Genomic DNA, 17,191 nt, shown 5'->3' with positions numbered 1-17,191 from the left:
GCATCGCAATGCAGCCTGACACGTCGCCGCGGCCGGGATGCCCGGCGCGGCGCGTGTCGTTGTCCGAACCCGAATTTACCCGCTTCCCATGAGCTACCAGCTTCAATTCGGCGAACTCGCCGATTACGCCGGCGTGTTCGCGAGCGGCGCGGCGATCACGCTCGCGCTGACCGCGGTCGCGACCGTGCTCGGCGTGGCGCTCGGCGTGCTCGGTGCGGCCGCATACAGTGCCGACGCACGCGCTGCGGTGCGCTTGCGGCCGCTGATCGGCGCATACGTCGAGGCGATCCGCAACACGCCGTTCGTCGTCCAGCTGTTCTTCATCTTCTTCGGCTTGCCGGCGCTCGGCGTGCACATCGGCGAATACACGGCCGCGATCCTTGCGATGACGCTCAATCTTGGCGCGTACTCGGTCGAGATCGTGCGCGCGGGCGTGGTCGCCGTGCCGAAAGGGCATCTGGAGGCCGCGTCGGCGCTCGCGATGTCGCGCACGCAGATGCTGCGCCACGTCGTGCTGCCGCAGGCGCTCGCGAAGGTGTTTCCCGCGCTGTCGAGCCAGATCGTGATCACGATGCTTGGGTCGGCGGTCGTGTCGCAGATCTCGGTGGCCGACCTGACCTATGCGGCCGGCTACATCCAGTCGCGCAACTTCCGCGCGTTCGAGACGTACTTCGTGATCACGCTCGCGTATCTGGCGATGGCGCTGCTGCTGCGCGCCGCGCTCGGCGCGATGGGCCGCCATCTGTTCTCCCGTCGTGTGCGAGGTGCGCGATGACCGATTTCACGTTCGCGCAGATTCTGTCGAATCTGCTGCTGGCCGCGCGCTGGACGATCGTGCTGTCGCTCGTGTCGTTCGTGACCGGCGGCGTCGTCGGCCTCGGGCTGCTCGTGATGCGCGTGTCGGGCTCGACGGTGTTGCGCGGCATCGCGAAGCTCTATATCGAAGTGTTTCAGGGCACGCCGTTGCTGATGCAGCTGTTCATCGTGTTCTTCGGCCTGCCGCTCGTCGGGCTCGACGTTTCGCCGTGGGTCGCGGCCACGGCGGGGCTCACGTTCTTCACCAGCGCGTATCTGGCCGAGATCTGGCGCGGCTGCGTCGAGGCGGTGCCGAAGGGGCAATGGGAGGCGTCGGCGAGCCTCGCGATGACCTACGTCGAGCAGCTGCGGCACGTGATCCTGCCGCAGGCCGCGCGCATCGCGATCGCGCCGACGGTCGGCTTCGGCGTGCAGGCCGTGAAGGACACCGCGCTGGTGTCGATCATCGGTTTCACCGAGCTGACGAAGGTCGGCATCGCGATCTCGAACGCGACGTTCCGGCCGTTCGTCGTGTATGGCCTCGTCGCGCTGATCTATTTCGCGCTCTGTTATCCGCTTACCCGTTATGCGCGCACGTTGCAAAGGAGATGGCATGCCGCTCGTTGAAACCCGGGGTCTCGAAAAGAACTTCGGCACCCATCATGTGCTCAAGGGCATCGATTTCTCCGTCGAGCGCGGGCAGGTCGTGTCGATCATCGGCCGCAGCGGCTCGGGCAAGAGCACGCTGCTGCGCACGCTCAACGGGCTCGAGAGCATCGACGCGGGCACGATCTCGATCGACGGCGAACGCGTCGATGCGCGGCACGCGGACCTGCGTGCGCTGCGGCTGAAGGTCGGCATGGTGTTCCAGCAATACAACCTGTTTCCGCATCTGAGCGCCGGACAGAACGTGATGCTCGCGCAGTCGGTCGTGAAGAAGACGCACCGCCAGCAGGCACGCGCGATCGCGGAGCTGATGCTCGAGCGCGTCGGCCTCGGCGACAAGTTCGACGCGTTGCCCGAACAACTGTCGGGCGGCCAGCAGCAGCGCGTCGCGATCGCGCGTGCGCTCGCGATGAAGCCGAGCGTGCTGCTGTGCGATGAAATCACGTCCGCGCTCGATCCCGAGCTCGTCGGCGAGGTGCTGGGCGTCGTCGAGCAACTCGCGCGCGAGGACATGACGCTGATCATGGTCACGCACGAGATGAACTTCGCGCGCGCAGTGAGCGACAGGGTCGTGTTCATGCACCAGGGGCGCGTGTGGGAGAGCGGCACGGCCGACGAGATCTTCGAACGGCCGCAGACCGTCGAGCTGACGCGGTTTCTGGGCAGCGTCCGCAATACGGAAGCCGTTGCGCGCTGAGCGATCCGGCGGTCGGGCCTGCGCGTTGCGCAGCGCTCGACGAAACGGGGCGCGACGCGCTTCGGCATGCGCCAGCGCTCAGATGACAAAACCGTAATCGAAGCCTCACCTTCAGGAAAGCGCGCGAATCGCAGAATGGACACAACTCCTCGTCGCATCGATGCGGAGCGGATGTCCGGCAGGATCTGCGGACGCGAACACGCCATCTTGAGAGGTGAAGGTCATGAACAACCTGATTCGTGCAGTCCTGCTTTCCTGTGCGCTGAGCGCACCGATCGTCGCATTCGCGCAAACCACCGGCCATGAGCTCACGCGCGCCGACGTGATCGCCCAACTGGTTCAGGCGCAACGCGACGGCACGCTGCCGACGTCGAACTGGGACTATCCGCCGAGCGCGCAGATGATCGCGCGCAATCAGGAGCTGTATGCGATCGCACATGGCGACCGGCACACGGCAATGGCAGCGACGTCGGCTGCCGTGTCGACGGCGAGCGCGCAATGAAGGCGGCCGGCGTATCGACATGCGTCGCGGCGCTGGCGGTCGCCGCGTGGCTGGCGGCGGCCGCGGCCCCGGCGTTCGCGCGCGGGCAGCCGCTGCTGCCCGATGACGACGGCGGGCGCGCGAGCGTGCTGCACGCGCTGAATCCCGGCTTCGATTCGAACCGCGCGGTGGCCGGCACCGGCTCCGCTCACGCTCACGCAGCGCCCATCAATCGCGCGCCGAGCGCGATCCCGCGCGCGGACAACAACGCGCCGGCCGCCCGCTGACGGGCATCCCAGCCCGCCAGCGCCGCGTCGAACGCAGTGCCGCGCGCGACGTCGCGCAACGCTTCGGCGAGGCCGACCGCGTTGTCGGCCGCCTTCGCGACGCCCGCCGCCGTGTGCGGACGCACGATGCAGGCGGCGTCGCCGAGCAGCACGGCGCGGCCGAACGCCATGCGGGCGGCCGCCAGATCGAGGATCGCCTGCGCGAACGGTGCGGGTGTCGCGTCGACGAGCGCGGCGAGCGTCGGCGCGAGCATCCGGTCGCCGGCATTCACGAGTTCCGCGCGATGATCGTCGCGCATCGCGCCGGGCGGCAGCGATCCGTCGCGTTGCGTGCCGTCGCGCGCGAGGAACAGCGACGGCAACCGGTCGGCCGCGAGGCGCCGGTACCAGACCCAGTTCACGCGCCGCTTACCGGGTTCGACCGCACCATCCGCGCCGGGCACCAGATAGGTCAGGAACAGGTGCCGGTCGCCTTGCTGGAACGTGAAGCGATCGCGCAGCAGATACAGCACCTGTTCGGGCAACGCGCGTTCGTCCACGAGCCCGCGCCATCCGACATAGCCCGCGTACGTCGGCCGCAGGCCAGGCAGCAACTGCGCGCGCACGGTCGAACGGCTGCCGTCCGCGCCGATCAGCAGATCGGCCGTCTCGGCGCGGCCGCTCGCGAAGTGCGCGACGACCTGCTCGCCGTCCTGTTCGAGCCGCTCGAACGCGTCGCCCGCGTGCACGAGTCCGGCAGGCAGCGCGCGCTTGAGCGCCGTGTAGATCACGTTCCATCCCGTCTGCGTTTGCGGCATCGCGAAGCGTTGCACGATCCGGTCCTGCGTATCGACGTAGATGCGATCGACCGAATCGACGCCGGCGTCGCGCGGCAGCAGTACGCCGCCGAACGCGAATGCGCGCTCGATCGGCGGCTGCAGCACGATGCCGCCACCGCGGCTGTCGAGCGCGTGCGGCGATTGCTCGAATACGCTGACGCGCCAGCCGGCCGCGCGCAGCGCGTTCGCCGCGAACAGCCCGCCGACGGAGCCGCCGACGATGATGGCCTTGCGGCCCGATTCGTGTTCCATCACACGTTCCCCCGGCGATGCGCAATCCGGTGACGCCGCGCGAAACGGGTGTCGCGGAAGCCGTGCGGCGGCACGGCGACGTGCCGGCGGATGCGGTTCGCCTTGACGGCGTGATGGGTGAGGGCGCGCGTGTCGGTCGTCATGAGCGGATCCCGGTTCGATGCGGACGGTGCGCGGCGTGGCAACCGTTCGATGATGTGCCGAGCATAGGGCAAGCGACGCACGCAGCGGTTGAATCGTTCTGAAGCCGCATGAGCGCACGTGCGCTGCACGCGCGGCGGCTCACCCGCGGCGGCGTTTCGCAGGCGCGTCGGCCGCGACGCGCTGCAGCGCAGCCGGCGTGCCGTTCAGGAACGCATCGATCTGCCGTTCGATTTCGGCGTCGAGATCGTCGGGCACCGGCAGCCCGTACACCCACTTGCGCACGCCGAGATAGAAGATGCTCGCGTGCAGGCTCCACACCAGTTCGATTTCCGCGTTGCGCTGCGCTTCCGACGCCGGCGTCGCGATGTCGTACTCGTGCCGGAGCTCACGCAGCACCGGCAGGAACACGCGTTCGCGCAGCCGCGACAGATAGCGCGTGTTGAAGCCTTCGCGGCTCAAGCCCGCGAAGATGAACGTGCGGATCCATTCGCGCCGCAGGATCGTCTGCGCATACGACCGGTAGAACGCGACGAGCCGCTGTTGCAGCGGCACCGAACGGTCGGCGATCAGTTTTTCCCAGTCGGGATTCCACGTGTAGACCTCGTCGTACACGCGGTCGATCAGCGCTTCCTTGCTCGGAAAATACCGGTAGAGCAGCGGCTGCGTGACGCCGATCTGCCGCGCGAGCTCGCGCGTGCTGCCGGAAAACCCGTGGGTCGCGAAGTGCTCGACCGCCTTTTCGACGATCTGGCGCTCGCGCGCTTCCGGTGTGAGGCGGCGGCCCGGCGTGCCGGCCGGCTCGCCGGCGGTCGTCCCGCGCGTGCGGGACGCTGCGTTGCGCTTGGTTTCGGTCATGCATCGGCTCCTGAATGCCGCTCATTCTGCACTTATCGATCGAAAAATAGCAAGGCGCGGCCGCGCGCAGCCGCCACGCGCCGCTTCGCGCGTCGCCGACCCGGCACGTTCAGAAAAATTCAGTTCGCCGCCATGACTTTCAGGCGGGCATTCCCTAGTCTTGCTCCGAACCGCTGAACGAGGCCGAAGCCCTTCGGCCGGCCCGGCCTGCGGCGCAACCGGAACGGACCATGCCTTATCTGATCTCGCTGGGAGCCGGCATCGCGGTCGGCCTCCTGTATTACCTCGTGCGCGTGCAATCGCCCGCGCCGCCGCTGATCGCGCTCGCGGGCCTGCTCGGCATCGTCGTCGGCGAGCATGCGATTCCGCTCGTGCAGGCGCAGCTGCGCCCGCCCGCCGCGCAGGTCCGCGACGCGGACGCCGCCGACAAAACCGCGGAAGCCACGACATGCAGCCCGCGCAAGTAACGGCGGCGGGCACGGCGGCCCCCGATCGCTTGCGCGGCGAGGACGTGTTTCTCGCATCGATCGCGGGCTATGTCGACACGCTCGGGTTCGTCGCGCTGTTCGGGCTCTTTACCGCGCACGTGACCGGCAACTTCATCCTGATCGGTTCGGGCCTCGCCGGCGCCGGCCAGGGACTGCTGATCAAGTGGCTCGCGTTTCCGGCGTTCATCGCGGGAATCGTTGCCGCCCGGATGCTGGACCACCGGATGCGCGTGCGCGGGCATGGCCCGCGGGCGCGCGCGCTGTACGCGCTGCAGACGATTCTGCTGGCCGGCTTCATGCTCGCGGGCGTCGCGGCATCGCCGATCGGCAACGCCGATGCGCCCGCGACGATCGTCTGCGGGCTGCTCGGCGCCGCCGCGATGGGCGTGCAGAACGCGCACGGCCGGCTGACCGCGCGCGCGGTCGTCGCGAACACCGTGATGACCGGCAACGTCACGCAGGCGGTCATCGACGCGTTCGACTGGCTCGTGCCGATTGCCGCGCCGGCCGAGCGCGAAGCCGCCCGCGCGCGGCTGCGCCGCATGCTGCCGCCGATTGCCGGTTTCGCGCTCGGCGCGGGCGCCGGCGCGAGCGCCTACCTGTACGCCGCGTTCTGGGCGCTCGCGCTGCCGGTCGCGGTGCTCGCTTTTCTCGCCTGGCGATCCGGCCGGACCGGCGAGCCGTCCGCATCGCGCTGAACGCCGATTCCGCACGCGGCATCGGCTGCGTGCGCCACCCTCAAGGAGAATCCATGACTTCACCGAAGCTGCGCAGCGTGCTGCGCACGACGGCCGCATCGGCGGCCGTGCTCGCCGTGCTGTTCGCGGCCGCGCCGTCCCGTGCCGACGAAACGCACCTGGACGATATGGCCCGGCAAACGGCCGCCGCGCGTTTCCCCGCGGTCGCGGTCGGCCCGCAATACGACACGACGCACGTGTGTGTCGCACCGGAAGACTTCGACCGCTTCACCGACAGCTTCGTCGCGACGTTCGGCGGCAAGAAGTCGAAGCAGGGCGTGTTCCAGGTCACGCCGACGCCGAGCCAGACGATGTCGCAGCTCGTGCTGACGCCGGTCGGCACGATCTCGGTGTTCGGCTTCAAGACGCCGATTCCGTATCCGTTCTGCGCGGAACGCACCGGCTATCTCGTGACCGACATGGACGTCGCGGTGAAGTCGGCACGCGCGCACGGCGCCGACGTGGTCGTCGCGACGTTCCCCGATCCGATCGGCCGCGACGCGATCGTCCGCTGGCCGGGCGGCGTGAACATGCAACTGTACTGGCACACCCAAGCGCCGAATTACGACCCGCTGCAGACGGTGCCGGAGAACCGCGTGTACGTGTCGCCGGAAAGCGCGAGCAAGCTCGCGCGCAACTTCGTCGCGTTCTCGCACGGGAAGATCGTGTCCGACGTGCGTCATGCGCCGGGCATCGAGATCGGCCGGCCGAACGACACGTACCGCCGGATCCGGATCGAATCGGGCTTCGGCAAGATGACCGTGCTCGCGACGGACGGGCATCTGCCGTACCCGTTCGGCCGCGAGATGACCGGCTACGAAGTGGCCGACCTCGGCGCGACGCTGAAGCAGGCCGAAGCGGCCGGCGTGACCGTGCTCGTGCCGCCGTTCGCCTCGGACGGCCGCGACGCGGCGCTCGTGCAGTTCCCGGGCGGCTACGTCGCCGAGATCCACGCACGGTCGAAATGACGGTGCGCCGGCCGATGAAGCGCACGTGGCGCGGCGCGCTGTCGTGCGTCGTGCTCGCGGGCGGTGCCGCATCGCATGCGGCGGCGGCCGCCGGCGCCGATGCCGGAGCGTCGCCGGCCGCCGCCGCGACGTGCATCGCGAAACGTCCGACGGTGCTGTTCAACCGCTGGCAGGAGGACTGGTCGGCGCTCGCGAATCCATGCGTGCCGCGCAAGCCGTTCGACGCGCTGAAGTACGTGCCGCTCGGCGGCGATCCGTCGACCTACCTGTCGCTCGGCGCGAACCTGCGCGAGCGCTTCGAGCTCAACGACGCGCCGCTGTTCGGCCTCGGCGCCGCGCACGACGACAACTACGTGATCCAGCGCGCGAACGTGCATGCGGACCTGCGCTATCGCGGCCATCTGCAGGCGTTCGTGCAGTTCGTCGATGCGCGGCCGTTCGGCAAGGACACGGTCGGCGCGGTCGACAAGGATCAGCTCGACCTCGAGCAGGCGTTCGTCGCGTATGTCGATCAGCTGGGAGCCGGCACCTTCAAGACGCGGATCGGCCGGCAGGAGATGGCGTTCGACCTGCAGCGCTTCGTGTCGGTGCGCGACGGCCCGAACGTTCGGCAGGCGTTCGATGCGCTGTGGGCCGATTACGAAATCGGCAAATGGCGCTTCATCGGCTACGTGACGCGCCCAGTGCAGTACCGCAATGCGGCCGCGTTCGACGACGTGTCGAACCGGCATCTGCGCTTCGACGGCGTGCGCGTGGAGCGCAACGGCACGGGGCCGGGCGACCTGTCCGGCTACTGGTCGCGCTACACTCGCGACAACGCGCGCTATCCGGATGCATCGGGCACCGAGCGGCGCGACGTGTTCGACGTGCGCTACGCGGGCAAGGCCGACCGGCTCGACTGGGACGTCGAGGCGATGGTGCAGACGGGGCACGTCGGGCAGGACACGATCGGCGCATGGGCGTTCGGCGCGCTGGGCGGCTACACGTTCGCGAAGACGGCCGGCACGCCGCGCATCGGCATCCAGATCGACGGCGCGTCGGGCGACGCGCATCCGGGCGACCGGCGCGTCGGCACGTTCAACCCGATGTTTCCGAACGGCTATTACTTCACGCTCGCCGGCTATACGGGTTACAGCAACCTGATCCATGTAAAGCCGTCACTGACGTTCAAGCCGGCCAGCTCGGTGACGCTGCTCACCGCGGTCGGCTTCCAGTGGCGGCAGACGACGGCCGACGCGATCTACGGGCAGGGAATGTCGGCGGTGCCCGGCACGGCCGGCAAGGGCGGCGCGTGGACCGGCGTGTACGCGCAGGCGCGGGTCGACTGGCTCGTGAACGCGAACGTCGCGCTCGCGCTCGAGGCCGTGCACTTCCAGCTCGGCTCGTCGATTCGCGCGCTGGGCGCGCGCAATGCCGATTACGTCGGAATGGAAGCGAAATTCAGCTGGTGACGCGGCGCGTTTCAGTTCAGCGCTGCGCGCGCGCGAGCGATTCGACGAAGTCCACGAACGCGGTCACGCGCTTCGAGCCGCGCTGGTTCGGCAGGTACAGCGCGGTGATCACCGCGCGCGCGGAGCCCGGCGTCACGTCGTACTGCTCGAACAGCCGCTGCAGGCGGCCGGCTTCGATATCCGCGCCGACCAGCCAGTCGGGCAGCAGCGCGATGCCGGCGCCGTCGAGCGCGGCCGCGCGCAACACCTCGCTGTGATTCGATTTCAGCCGTCCGGCGACGATCACCTGCGTCGTCCGTTGCGCGTCGGCGAACGTCCACGTCTGCTGGTCGACGCCGAAGTGAAAGCGCAGGCACGCGTGATCGACCAGCTCGCCCGGCGTCGCCGGCGTGCCGTGCGTGTCGAGATACGCGCGGCTCGCGACCACGTAGCGGCGGAACGTGCCGAGCGGCCGCGCGACGACGTCGGCGGTCGGGGCCGCGTCGCCGAGCCGGATCGCGACGTCGATCCGCGCGCTCACGAGGTCGACGCGCTCGTCGGTCAGTTGCAGGTCGACGTCGAGCTTCGGATGGCGCGCGACGAACGCGGCGACGTGCGGCGCGATGCGGCGCAACCCGAATGCGACCGGCACCGACACGCGCAGCGGCCCCGACGGCTCGTCGCCGCGATCGGCGACGAGCGCATCGGCGTCGGCGAGTTCCTCGAGCACGCGTTTCGCACGCGCGTAGTAGACGGCGCCCGCATCCGACAGCGTGACCTGCCGCGTCGTGCGGTTCAGCAGCACGGTGCCGAGCGATGCCTCGAGCGCGTCCACCGCGCGCACCACCGACGACGCGGCGAGATCGAGGCGCCGCCCCGCGCTGGAGAAGCCGCCGGCTTCCGCTACTTCGACGAATGCGCGCAGTGCCGAGAATTTGTCCATGGAGTCGCCCTTGTGCGTGTCGCAACGTCGCGTTGCATGCGGTTCGCATTCTAGCGGCGGGCGGCGCGGCGGTCGCGCTCGCATGCCGGACGTTCAGGACAATTCAGGTGCGGCTCAAGGATTTTCGCCACCGCGGCCGATAAGCTGCGCGACATCGCGTGTCGCGCGCGCGGCCGGATTCGGGGCCGTGCGCGCGCATGGGTCGTCCTGGAGAAATCATGAAGAACCTGTCACGGCACGCCATCGTCGCGCGTGCAGCCCGTTTGTTCGTTGCGGCCGGATGCGCCAGCCTGCTCGCGTCCGCCGCGTTCGCGCAGGCTGATCCGTCCGCCGGCGCCCACGCGGATGCACGATCCGCGCCGGCGCCCGTCGTGGGGCAGCAGCCCCCTGGTTTCTACCGGCAGAGGATCGGCGCCTTCACGGTGATCGCGCTGTCCGACGGCACGCATCCGTTTCCAATCGATACGGTGTTCCGCGACATCTCGAAGAAGGAGATCCGGCGCGACCTCGATCGCGCGTTCCTGGAACCGCCGGTGCAAGGTTCGATCAACGCGTTCCTGGTCGATACCGGCTCGAAGCGGGTGCTTGTCGACGCGGGTGCCGGCACGCTGTACGGCGACTGCTGCGGCAAGCTGCTGGACAGCCTGCGAGCGGCCGGTTACGCACCCGCGCAGATCGACGAAGTACTGCTCACGCATCTGCACAAGGACCATGTCGGCGGCATCGCGTCGAATGGCGCGATGACGTTTCCGAATGCGATCGTGCGGGCGAACGCGGTGGAAGCCGATTACTGGCTCGATCCCGCGAACAAGGCGCGCGCGCCTGCGTTCCTCGCATCGTTTTTCGATGCGGCCGCCGCGGCGGTCGCACCCTATGCCGCGGCAGGCCGCTTCAAGACGTTTCGCGGCGAAGCGACGCTCGCGCCGGGCATTCGCGCGGTGCCGATGCCCGGCCATACGCCGGGCCATACCGCGTATCTGATCGAAAGCGGGAACGCGGGGATGCTCGCGTGGGGCGACATCGTGCACGTGGCGGCGATCCAGTTGCGCGACGTGAACGCGACGGTCCAGTACGACAGCGATGCCGCCGCTGCACGCCGCACGCGGCGGGATACGCTCGCGCGTGTCGCGGCGCGGCGCTATCTCGTCGGTGCCGCGCATATCGCGTTTCCGGGCCTCGGCCACCTGCGCCGCGATGGTGCGCGGTACGACTGGGTGCCGGTCAACTACGATGCGACGGCGGTGCCGTGACGCACGGCGTAGCGCGCCGTGCCGACGGTCAACGCGCGCGTGCGCGCCGCCACGCGCCGGGCGGATGGCCGACGATCCGCGCGAATACGCGGTTCAGATGGCTCTGGTCGGCGAAACCGCATACGACCGCGATGTCGGCGAGCGTCATGTCGGACGTTTCGATCAACTCGCGTGCGCGCATCACCCGCTGTTCGAGCAGCCACTGGTGCGGCGTGCGGCCGGTGGTGCGCGAAAACGCGCGGATGAAGTAGCCGCGCGACAGCTCGCATTCGTTCGCCACTTCCTCGATCGACACGCCGAGGTCCGCCTTTTCCATCAGCAGTTCCTTCGCGAGCGCCACCTTCGCCGGCGACAGCACGCCTTTGCTTTCCAGTTCGCGCGTGCGCGCGTTGCCGTAGCGGCGCACGAGGTGCGTGCCGATCGCGAGGCCGACCTGCTCGATGAACAGCGTGTTCAGCGGCCCCGGCGCGTCGAGGCTGTCCGCGACCGCGTGCGCAAGATGGCCCAGCACCGGATCGCGCATGTCCGCCCGGCACGTGAGGCCGCCGACCGGATTGCCGCCGTGCTCCGGGCCGACGCGTTCCAGATACGCGTGCGGCAGTTCGACGAGCACGAAGTCGAAGTTGCCGTAGAGATCGGCGCGGAATTGGCGGGAAAAGTCGCGAATGTAGATCGAGTGATGCTGGAACCGGCGCTCGGTCGCGCCTGCGCGCCCATACAGCGTGCGGCGGTGGCCGCCGTTCAGCGACACGCCGACGAGAAAGCCGCGGTCGCACGCGGGCATGTCGATGCGCTCGACATGCGCGTCGCGCATGCATTTGCGGTGGAGTTTCAGGCCGCCGGACGCCGTTTCGACATCCTTCGACAGCAGGCTCGACACACAGCCGAGCGTGTCTTTCGGCAGCGGCGCGGGCGGTTTCGCAGTCGCTGCGATGACGGAGTCAGACATGGAATTTCCGGGCGAGGGACTCGAAGAGCGACATCACGAGTCCAGTTTAAATCGATGCGCGGACGTTCAAAATCAATTTGCATAAACGTCCGCTTTCTTTCCTGACATATTGCTTTCAATGCTTGCGTGCGGCGGCCAGTGAATAGCTCGCCGCGGCCCCGCGCTGCGCGTACGCGCGCGGCTCGGCGCAGTATAGCGCCCCGATTCTTGCGCGCGGGTGAACGACTCGATCGCGCGCGCCGCGGATGCGCGGGTCAGCGCATTTTCCTTCAAGATTTTCGCGGAGCGGCCGTCTACACTCGAGCCGAATTTCGCCATTTTTTGCGTCCGGCGCGACAGCGCGCCGGGCTTGAACTTCCCGCCTGCCGAACTGCCGCGTTCGCCGGGCGTTCATCCCGAGGTACCCGGAGGCGGCCATGATCCAGATCGGAACTTTGTCGGTCGATTTCGAGCAGCGCGACATTCGCCGTCACGGCGCGTCGCTGCGCATCGGCGCACGCGCGCTCGACATCCTCGAAGTCCTGCACCGCGCGAGCGGTTCGGTCGTGTCGAAAGACGACATCATGGACGCGGTCTGGCCGGGCCTGATCGTCGAGGAAAATCGCCTGCAGGTGCACGTCGCGACGCTGCGCAAGGCGCTCGGCACGAGCCGCGATCTGATCAAGACGGTGCCCGGCCGCGGCTACCTGCTGGTCGCGAGCGCGTCTTCGATGCCCGTGCCGGTGCCCGCGGCCGAACTCGCGGAAGCGCGCGCGGAGGCCCGCCCGGCCGCCGCCGTCGTGTCGCCCGCGCCGGCGGCGTCGCCGCCGCCGGCGCCGCTCGTCGGTCGCGACGCCGAAATCGCACAGATCGTCGACATGCTGGAACGCACGCCGGTCGTGACGTTGGTCGGCGCCGGCGGCATCGGCAAGACGAGCCTCGCCGTGCACGTCGCGCACGTCGTGCGCAGCCGTTCGCGCGAACACGTGCTGTTCGTCGAACTGGCCCGCGCATCGACGCGCGACGACGTGCTGATCGCGCTCGCGTCCGAACTCGGTCTCGACACGCACGGCGTGCCGGCCATCGAGCGCATCGGCGCAGCGTTCGCCGCGTCGCGCTGCCTGCTGGTGCTCGACAATGCCGAGCACATCGTCGATCTGGTCGCGACCCTCGTCGAAACGCTCACGTCGTGCGCCGCGCCGCTGCGCGTGCTCGTGACGAGCCGCGAGCCGCTGCATATCTCGGCCGAAGCGGTGCTGCGCATGAGTCCCCTCGCGGTGCCGGACGGCGATGCGTCCGCCGACGAAATCGTCCGCTGTTCCGCCGTCGAGCTGTTCCTGGAGCGCGTGCGCGCGGCCGCGCCCGCTTGTCCGGTCGACGACGCGGGCGTGCGGCTCGTCGCGGACATCTGCCGGCGGCTCGACGGACTGCCGCTCGCGATCGAACTCGCGGCGGCGCGCGTGGCGACGCTCGGGCTCGCGATCGTCGCGTCTCGCCTCGACGACCGGCTCAATCTGCTGACGGGCGGGCTGCGCTCGGCATTGCCGCGTCATCAGACACTGCGCGCGACGTTCGACTGGAGCTACGTGCTGCTGGATCCGGCCGCGCGCGCGCTGTTCCGGCGGATGGGGTGCTTCATCGGTCCGTTCACGTTCGATGCCGCGCGCGCGGTTGCGACCGAGCCCGACACGTCGGCCGCCGACATGATCGCGGTGCTCGGCGAACTCGTCGCGAAGTCGCTCGTGACCGTCGAGTTCCACGGCGCGTATGCGCGTTACCGGCTGACCGAATCGACGCGCGCGTACGCGCTGGAAAAGCTGCATAACGAAGGCGAATTCGAGCGCATCGCCGCGCGGCACGCGCAGTACGCGCGCGGACAAGCGCAGTCGCGTGGGGCAGCGGCTGACGGCGCGGCGGCACAGGCGTCGGCCGTTGCGCCGCTGGCGGATGCGCAGCCTGACGATATGCCGCCGGCCGATGCGCAACCGGTTGATATGCAGCTGACCGATATGCCGCCGGTCGATTCGCAACTGGCCGATATGCAACATGCGGATGCGCAACAGGCCGATTCGCAACAGCCCGGCGCGCAACCGAACGACTTGCAGCCGGACAACATGCGGCCGTACGACGCCCCCGGCCAGGCCGCGGCCGAACCGGCGGACTCGGCCGCGCCCGCCGGCGTGCCCGAACCCGACCTGCTCGCCCGCGCGCTGCTGGAGCCCGCGCGGATGCGCGAATGCGCGGCGCGGGCGCGCCGGGTGCTCGACCGGCTCGACACGAGCACCGCCGATCCGGTCGATGCCGCGCGCGAGATGCGGCTGCGCGCGGCGTGCGCGTCGGCGCTGCTGCATACCGACGGCGACGCGCTCGCTGCCGCCGCGATGTGGGACCGCACGCTCGGTCTGGCGACGCACATCGGCGACGACGCATTCGACGCGCGTGCGCTGGTCGGGCTGTGGCACGCGATGCTGACGCTGTCCGACATCCACGAATCGTTGCGCTACGCAACGCGTTTCGAGCGCGCGGCCGAGCGGCGCGGCGACCGATCGCAGCGGCTGCTCGCGAACGCGATGGTCGCGACGTCGCTGCATTACTTCGGCGAGCATGCGCAGGCGCGCGAGCGGCTGGAAGCCGCGACGGCCGAACTCGCGGATGCAGGCGAACCGCCGTGCGCGCAGGCCGCGCTCGGCGTCGACATGACGACGCTCGCGCGCACGATGCTCACGCGGCTCGTCTGGATGCAGGGCGATCCGGACGAGGCGATGCGCATCGCCGCGCATGCGGTCGACTGCGCGCGCCGCGGCCCGTCGGCGCTCGCGCTGTGCGTCGTGCTGGGCGCGGCCGCCGTGCCGATCGCGCTGCGCTACGGCGACCACGACGTCACGACCGACTATCTCGCGACGCTGCGCGCGACCGCCGAAGCGCACGGCTTCGACATCTGGCGCAGTCATGCCGAATGCCTGACCGGCCAGTTCGACATCCAGGCCGGCCATCCCGGCGCGGGCGTCGCACGGCTCGAACCCGCGCTGCGGCGCGTCGAGGCGAGCGGCTTCCGGCGGCTGCTCGCGCCGCTGAACGTCGCGTATGCGGAGGGCCTCGTGCGCACCGGCCGCGCGGCCGAGGCGCGCGCGCGGCTCGATGCGACGCTCGCGCGCTGCCGCGCGCACGGCGAGCATCTGTTCGTCCCCGAACTGTTGCGCGTGAGAGGTATCGTGATGCTCGAACAGGCGCGTACCGCGTCCGCCGATTGCGCGGTCGCGTACGAGGCCGACGGACATCGTCATCTGCAGATGGCGATCCAGACCGCCAACGCGCAGGGGGCGGCGATGTGGGCGCTGCGCAGCGCGCTGGATCTTGCCGATCACCTGATCGAGCGCGGGCGCACCGCGCACGCGTCGACGCTGGTGGCCGGCGTCGCGCGACACTTCGATCCGGGCTCGCGCGCGCACGACGTGCGCCGGCTGCTGCGCGTGCAGAGCTTCGTCCGCCAGGACGCGCCCACCGCGCCGTGCCGGACTCGCGCGCGGCACGACGCCGCCGATGCGGCGCAGCAGGCGGCCTGACGATGCGCGAATCCGTTGCAGCAGCGCGGCTGCGCAATCGCGGCATGCGCGCCGATGCGGGCGGCGCGGCCACGTTCGTGTGTTTGCCGATGCGGCGCATTCGCGCGGTTGCGCACGGGAGGGCCGACGGTGCTTAGCGCGACGCAACCCGCGCGCTCGGCGGACCTCGTCGTCTTCAATGGCAAGATCGCGACCCAGGACGACCAGCGCTCGTTCGTCAGCGCGCTCGCCGTGAAGGACGGGCGCATCGTCGCGACCGGCGACGATCGCGACGTGCTGCGCCATGCGCATGACGCCACGGTCTGCATCGACCTGCACGGCCGCACCGTGATTCCGGGCCTGATCGACGCGCACCTGCAGGCGATACGCGGCGCAATGAACTTCAACCTCGAGCTGCGCTGGGACGGCGTGCCGACGCTCGCCGACGCGCTCGACCTGCTGGGCCGGCAGGTGCGGCGGACGCCCGCGCCGCAGTGGGCGCGCGTGGCGGGCGGCTGGACCGCGTTGCAGTTCGCGGAAAAGCGCGGCCCGACCGCCGCCGAGCTGAACGCGATCGCGCCCGATACGCCGGTGTTCGTCCAGCATCTGTCCGACAGCGCGTGGCTGAATGCGGCCGCGCTGCGCGCGCTCGGCTACGGCCGCGACACACCGGATCCGCCAGGCGGCGAACTGCGGCGCGACCGTCACGGGCGGCCGACCGGCCTGTTGCTCGCGCGTCCGGATCCGGCTGTGCTTTCAGCGGCGCTGGCGTACGCGCCGGCGCTCGATGCGGCCGACCGGATCAACTCGACGCGGCACTTCATGCGTGCGCTGAACCGTGTCGGCGTGACGAGCGCGATCGACGCCGGCGGCGACGGCCTCGCGTATCCGGACGACTACGCGGCCGTCATGGCGCTCGCGCAGCGCGGCGAGCTGACGCTGCGCATCGCGTACCACCTCGGCGCGCGGCACGCCGGCCGCGAACTCGACGATTTCGCGCAGTGGATCGCGCTGACGGCGCCCGGCGACGGCGACGCGTTCCTGCGCGCGAACGGCGCGGGCGAGCGGCTGCTGTTCTCGGCGGTCGATCTCGGCAATTTCATGGAGCCGCGCGCAGCGCTGAGCGCGTCGATCGAAGCCGGATTGACGGCCGTCGTGCGCCTGCTGGTGCGTCATCGCTGGCCGTTCCGGCTGCATGCGACGTACGACGAATCGATCGGCCGCTTCCTGAACGTGTTCGAGGCGGTGAACCGCGAGATACCGTTCGACGGGCTGCGCTGGTGCTTCGACCGGTGCGAGACGATTTCGGATGCGAACATCGCGCGCGTCGCCGCGCTCGGCGGCGGCATCACCGTGCAGCCGCGCATGGCGTTCCAGGGCGAGGCGTTCATCGCGCGCCACGGCGCCGCAGCGGCCACGCGCGCGCCGCCGATCCGCGCGATGCTCGCGGCCGGGCTGCCGGTCGGCGCGGGCTCCGGCGCGACGGGCGCCGGCAGCTACAACCCGTTCGTCGCGCTGTACTGGATGGTGTCGGGCCGCAGCGTGGGCGGCACCGCGCTTTATCCGCCGGGCAACCGGCTCGGCCGGATGGAGGCGCTGCGCCGCTACACGGTGGGCAGTGCGTGGTTTTCCGCGGACGAACACCGCAAGGGCGCGCTCGTGCCCGGCCGGTATGCGGACTTCGCGGTGCTGAGCGACGACTACTTCACGATCGACGTGCCGCGGATACCGCAGCTGTCGTCGGTGCTGACGGTCGTCGACGGCAAGGTCGTGCATGCCGAGCAGGAATTCTCGCCGCTCGCGCCGCCGCCGCTGCCGCCCGTCAGCCCCGCGTGGTCGCCCGTCGCCGAAAGCGGCGGCGTGCGCGCGGCCGGAGCCGCTGCCGCATGCACGGGCTCCGGCAGCGACGC

Annotated in this window: 18 protein-coding genes; 12 read left to right on the top strand and 6 right to left on the bottom strand. The window is 69.9% G+C overall.

Features of this window, described 5'->3' with window-relative positions; genetic code table 11:
- Window positions 1-88 precede the first annotated feature (88 nt).
- From BSE24067_RS21630 to BSE24067_RS21610, 5 genes are all read left to right on the top strand, one after another.
- Entirely contained in the window at window positions 89-775 is a 687-nt protein-coding gene (locus tag BSE24067_RS21630; RefSeq protein ID WP_151067153.1) for an amino acid ABC transporter permease, read from the top strand.
- Window positions 772-1,422 (top strand): amino acid ABC transporter permease, encoded by a 651-nt coding sequence (locus BSE24067_RS21625; RefSeq protein ID WP_151067152.1) that lies wholly within the window; start codon window positions 772-774, stop codon window positions 1,420-1,422. Before BSE24067_RS21630 ends, BSE24067_RS21625 begins: the two co-directional genes overlap by 4 nt.
- On the top strand, window positions 1,409-2,158 hold the full coding sequence (locus tag BSE24067_RS21620; RefSeq protein ID WP_151067151.1) for an amino acid ABC transporter ATP-binding protein: 750 nt from the start codon (window positions 1,409-1,411) through the stop codon (window positions 2,156-2,158). Before BSE24067_RS21625 ends, BSE24067_RS21620 begins: the two co-directional genes overlap by 14 nt.
- A gap of 223 nt (window positions 2,159-2,381) precedes the next feature.
- Window positions 2,382-2,660 (top strand): DUF4148 domain-containing protein, encoded by a 279-nt coding sequence (locus tag BSE24067_RS21615; protein ID WP_151067150.1) that lies wholly within the window; start codon window positions 2,382-2,384, stop codon window positions 2,658-2,660.
- Window positions 2,657-2,926 carry a hypothetical protein gene (locus BSE24067_RS21610; protein WP_151067149.1) on the top strand — a complete coding sequence of 90 codons (270 nt, stop codon included), beginning with the start codon at window positions 2,657-2,659 and terminating at the stop codon, window positions 2,924-2,926. The genes BSE24067_RS21615 and BSE24067_RS21610 overlap by 4 nt, the downstream gene beginning before the upstream one ends.
- On the opposite strand, the gene BSE24067_RS21605 is transcribed toward BSE24067_RS21610, so the two are convergent.
- The 3 genes from BSE24067_RS21605 to BSE24067_RS21595 form a co-directional block, all read right to left on the bottom strand.
- Entirely contained in the window at window positions 2,854-3,996 is a 1,143-nt protein-coding gene (locus BSE24067_RS21605) for an FAD binding domain-containing protein (protein ID WP_151067148.1), read from the bottom strand. The genes BSE24067_RS21610 and BSE24067_RS21605 overlap by 73 nt on opposite strands.
- Window positions 3,996-4,139, bottom strand: a complete 144-nt coding sequence (locus BSE24067_RS21600; protein WP_170297538.1) for a hypothetical protein — start codon at window positions 4,137-4,139, stop codon at window positions 3,996-3,998. Before BSE24067_RS21600 ends, BSE24067_RS21605 begins: the two co-directional genes overlap by 1 nt.
- A gap of 139 nt (window positions 4,140-4,278) precedes the next feature.
- Window positions 4,279-4,995: a TetR/AcrR family transcriptional regulator gene (locus BSE24067_RS21595; protein ID WP_151067147.1), complete on the bottom strand. Its 717-nt coding sequence runs from the start codon at window positions 4,993-4,995 to the stop codon at window positions 4,279-4,281.
- A gap of 230 nt (window positions 4,996-5,225) precedes the next feature.
- Here BSE24067_RS21595 and BSE24067_RS21590 point away from each other — a divergent pair, with 230 nt between their 5' ends.
- From BSE24067_RS21590 to BSE24067_RS21575, 4 genes are read left to right on the top strand one after another with little or no spacing between them, the layout of a single operon-like run.
- Window positions 5,226-5,462, top strand: coding sequence for a DUF1427 family protein (locus BSE24067_RS21590; RefSeq protein WP_151067146.1), 237 nt, complete (start codon window positions 5,226-5,228; stop codon window positions 5,460-5,462).
- The gene (locus BSE24067_RS21585; protein ID WP_151067145.1) at window positions 5,444-6,181 is read left to right on the top strand and encodes a YoaK family protein; all 738 of its coding nucleotides are present in this window, start codon (window positions 5,444-5,446) and stop codon (window positions 6,179-6,181) included. The genes BSE24067_RS21590 and BSE24067_RS21585 overlap by 19 nt, the downstream gene beginning before the upstream one ends.
- 53 nt (window positions 6,182-6,234) lie before the next feature.
- Complete coding sequence (locus BSE24067_RS21580; protein ID WP_151067144.1) at window positions 6,235-7,188, top strand: VOC family protein; 954 nt, start codon at window positions 6,235-6,237, stop codon at window positions 7,186-7,188.
- Between the two features lie 14 nt (window positions 7,189-7,202).
- Window positions 7,203-8,639, top strand: coding sequence for an alginate export family protein (locus tag BSE24067_RS21575; RefSeq protein ID WP_151067143.1), 1,437 nt, complete (start codon window positions 7,203-7,205; stop codon window positions 8,637-8,639).
- A 16-nt stretch (window positions 8,640-8,655) separates the two neighbouring features.
- Here BSE24067_RS21575 and BSE24067_RS21570 read toward each other — a convergent pair whose 3' ends face one another.
- Window positions 8,656-9,561 carry a LysR family transcriptional regulator gene (locus BSE24067_RS21570; protein WP_151067142.1) on the bottom strand — a complete coding sequence of 302 codons (906 nt, stop codon included), beginning with the start codon at window positions 9,559-9,561 and terminating at the stop codon, window positions 8,656-8,658.
- 218 nt (window positions 9,562-9,779) lie between these two features.
- Between BSE24067_RS21570 and BSE24067_RS21565 the strand changes: the two genes are divergently transcribed.
- Entirely contained in the window at window positions 9,780-10,811 is a 1,032-nt protein-coding gene (locus BSE24067_RS21565) for an MBL fold metallo-hydrolase (protein ID WP_151067141.1), read from the top strand.
- A gap of 28 nt (window positions 10,812-10,839) precedes the next feature.
- Here the strand turns inward: BSE24067_RS21565 and BSE24067_RS21560 are convergent, their stop codons facing one another.
- Entirely contained in the window at window positions 10,840-11,760 is a 921-nt protein-coding gene (locus BSE24067_RS21560; RefSeq protein ID WP_151067140.1) for a helix-turn-helix domain-containing protein, read from the bottom strand.
- Between the two features lie 72 nt (window positions 11,761-11,832).
- Window positions 11,833-12,078, bottom strand: coding sequence for a hypothetical protein (locus BSE24067_RS21555; RefSeq protein WP_170297537.1), 246 nt, complete (start codon window positions 12,076-12,078; stop codon window positions 11,833-11,835).
- Window positions 12,079-12,176: 98 nt separating this feature from the next.
- Between BSE24067_RS21555 and BSE24067_RS21550 the strand changes: the two genes are divergently transcribed.
- Entirely contained in the window at window positions 12,177-15,302 is a 3,126-nt protein-coding gene (locus tag BSE24067_RS21550) for an ATP-binding protein (RefSeq protein WP_174904850.1), read from the top strand.
- A 129-nt stretch (window positions 15,303-15,431) separates the two neighbouring features.
- A partial coding sequence (locus BSE24067_RS21545) for an amidohydrolase (protein ID WP_174904849.1) occupies window positions 15,432-17,191 on the top strand: 1,760 nt, incomplete at its 3' end.

This window comes from Burkholderia latens (assembly GCF_902499045.1).
Taxonomy (GTDB): domain Bacteria; phylum Pseudomonadota; class Gammaproteobacteria; order Burkholderiales; family Burkholderiaceae; genus Burkholderia; species Burkholderia latens.
Note: the sequence above shows the minus strand (reverse complement) of the source record. Positions and strands in the feature narration are given on the sequence as shown.

Excerpts from the sequence above, each read along its gene's own strand:
- BSE24067_RS21630 (WP_151067153.1), top strand. The coding sequence starts at position 89 with ATGAGCTACCAGCTTCAATTCGGCGAACTCGCCGATTACGCCGGCGTG.
- BSE24067_RS21625 (WP_151067152.1), top strand. The coding sequence starts at position 772 with ATGACCGATTTCACGTTCGCGCAGATTCTGTCGAATCTGCTGCTGGCC.
- BSE24067_RS21620 (WP_151067151.1), top strand. The coding sequence starts at position 1,409 with ATGCCGCTCGTTGAAACCCGGGGTCTCGAAAAGAACTTCGGCACCCAT.
- BSE24067_RS21615 (WP_151067150.1), top strand. The coding sequence starts at position 2,382 with ATGAACAACCTGATTCGTGCAGTCCTGCTTTCCTGTGCGCTGAGCGCA.
- BSE24067_RS21610 (WP_151067149.1), top strand. The coding sequence starts at position 2,657 with ATGAAGGCGGCCGGCGTATCGACATGCGTCGCGGCGCTGGCGGTCGCC.
- BSE24067_RS21605 (WP_151067148.1), bottom strand. The coding sequence starts at position 3,996 with ATGGAACACGAATCGGGCCGCAAGGCCATCATCGTCGGCGGCTCCGTC.
- BSE24067_RS21600 (WP_170297538.1), bottom strand. The coding sequence starts at position 4,139 with ATGACGACCGACACGCGCGCCCTCACCCATCACGCCGTCAAGGCGAAC.
- BSE24067_RS21595 (WP_151067147.1), bottom strand. The coding sequence starts at position 4,995 with ATGACCGAAACCAAGCGCAACGCAGCGTCCCGCACGCGCGGGACGACC.
- BSE24067_RS21590 (WP_151067146.1), top strand. The coding sequence starts at position 5,226 with ATGCCTTATCTGATCTCGCTGGGAGCCGGCATCGCGGTCGGCCTCCTG.
- BSE24067_RS21585 (WP_151067145.1), top strand. The coding sequence starts at position 5,444 with ATGCAGCCCGCGCAAGTAACGGCGGCGGGCACGGCGGCCCCCGATCGC.
- BSE24067_RS21580 (WP_151067144.1), top strand. The coding sequence starts at position 6,235 with ATGACTTCACCGAAGCTGCGCAGCGTGCTGCGCACGACGGCCGCATCG.
- BSE24067_RS21575 (WP_151067143.1), top strand. The coding sequence starts at position 7,203 with ATGAAGCGCACGTGGCGCGGCGCGCTGTCGTGCGTCGTGCTCGCGGGC.
- BSE24067_RS21570 (WP_151067142.1), bottom strand. The coding sequence starts at position 9,561 with ATGGACAAATTCTCGGCACTGCGCGCATTCGTCGAAGTAGCGGAAGCC.
- BSE24067_RS21565 (WP_151067141.1), top strand. The coding sequence starts at position 9,780 with ATGAAGAACCTGTCACGGCACGCCATCGTCGCGCGTGCAGCCCGTTTG.
- BSE24067_RS21560 (WP_151067140.1), bottom strand. The coding sequence starts at position 11,760 with ATGTCTGACTCCGTCATCGCAGCGACTGCGAAACCGCCCGCGCCGCTG.
- BSE24067_RS21555 (WP_170297537.1), bottom strand. The coding sequence starts at position 12,078 with ATGGCGAAATTCGGCTCGAGTGTAGACGGCCGCTCCGCGAAAATCTTG.
- BSE24067_RS21550 (WP_174904850.1), top strand. The coding sequence starts at position 12,177 with ATGATCCAGATCGGAACTTTGTCGGTCGATTTCGAGCAGCGCGACATT.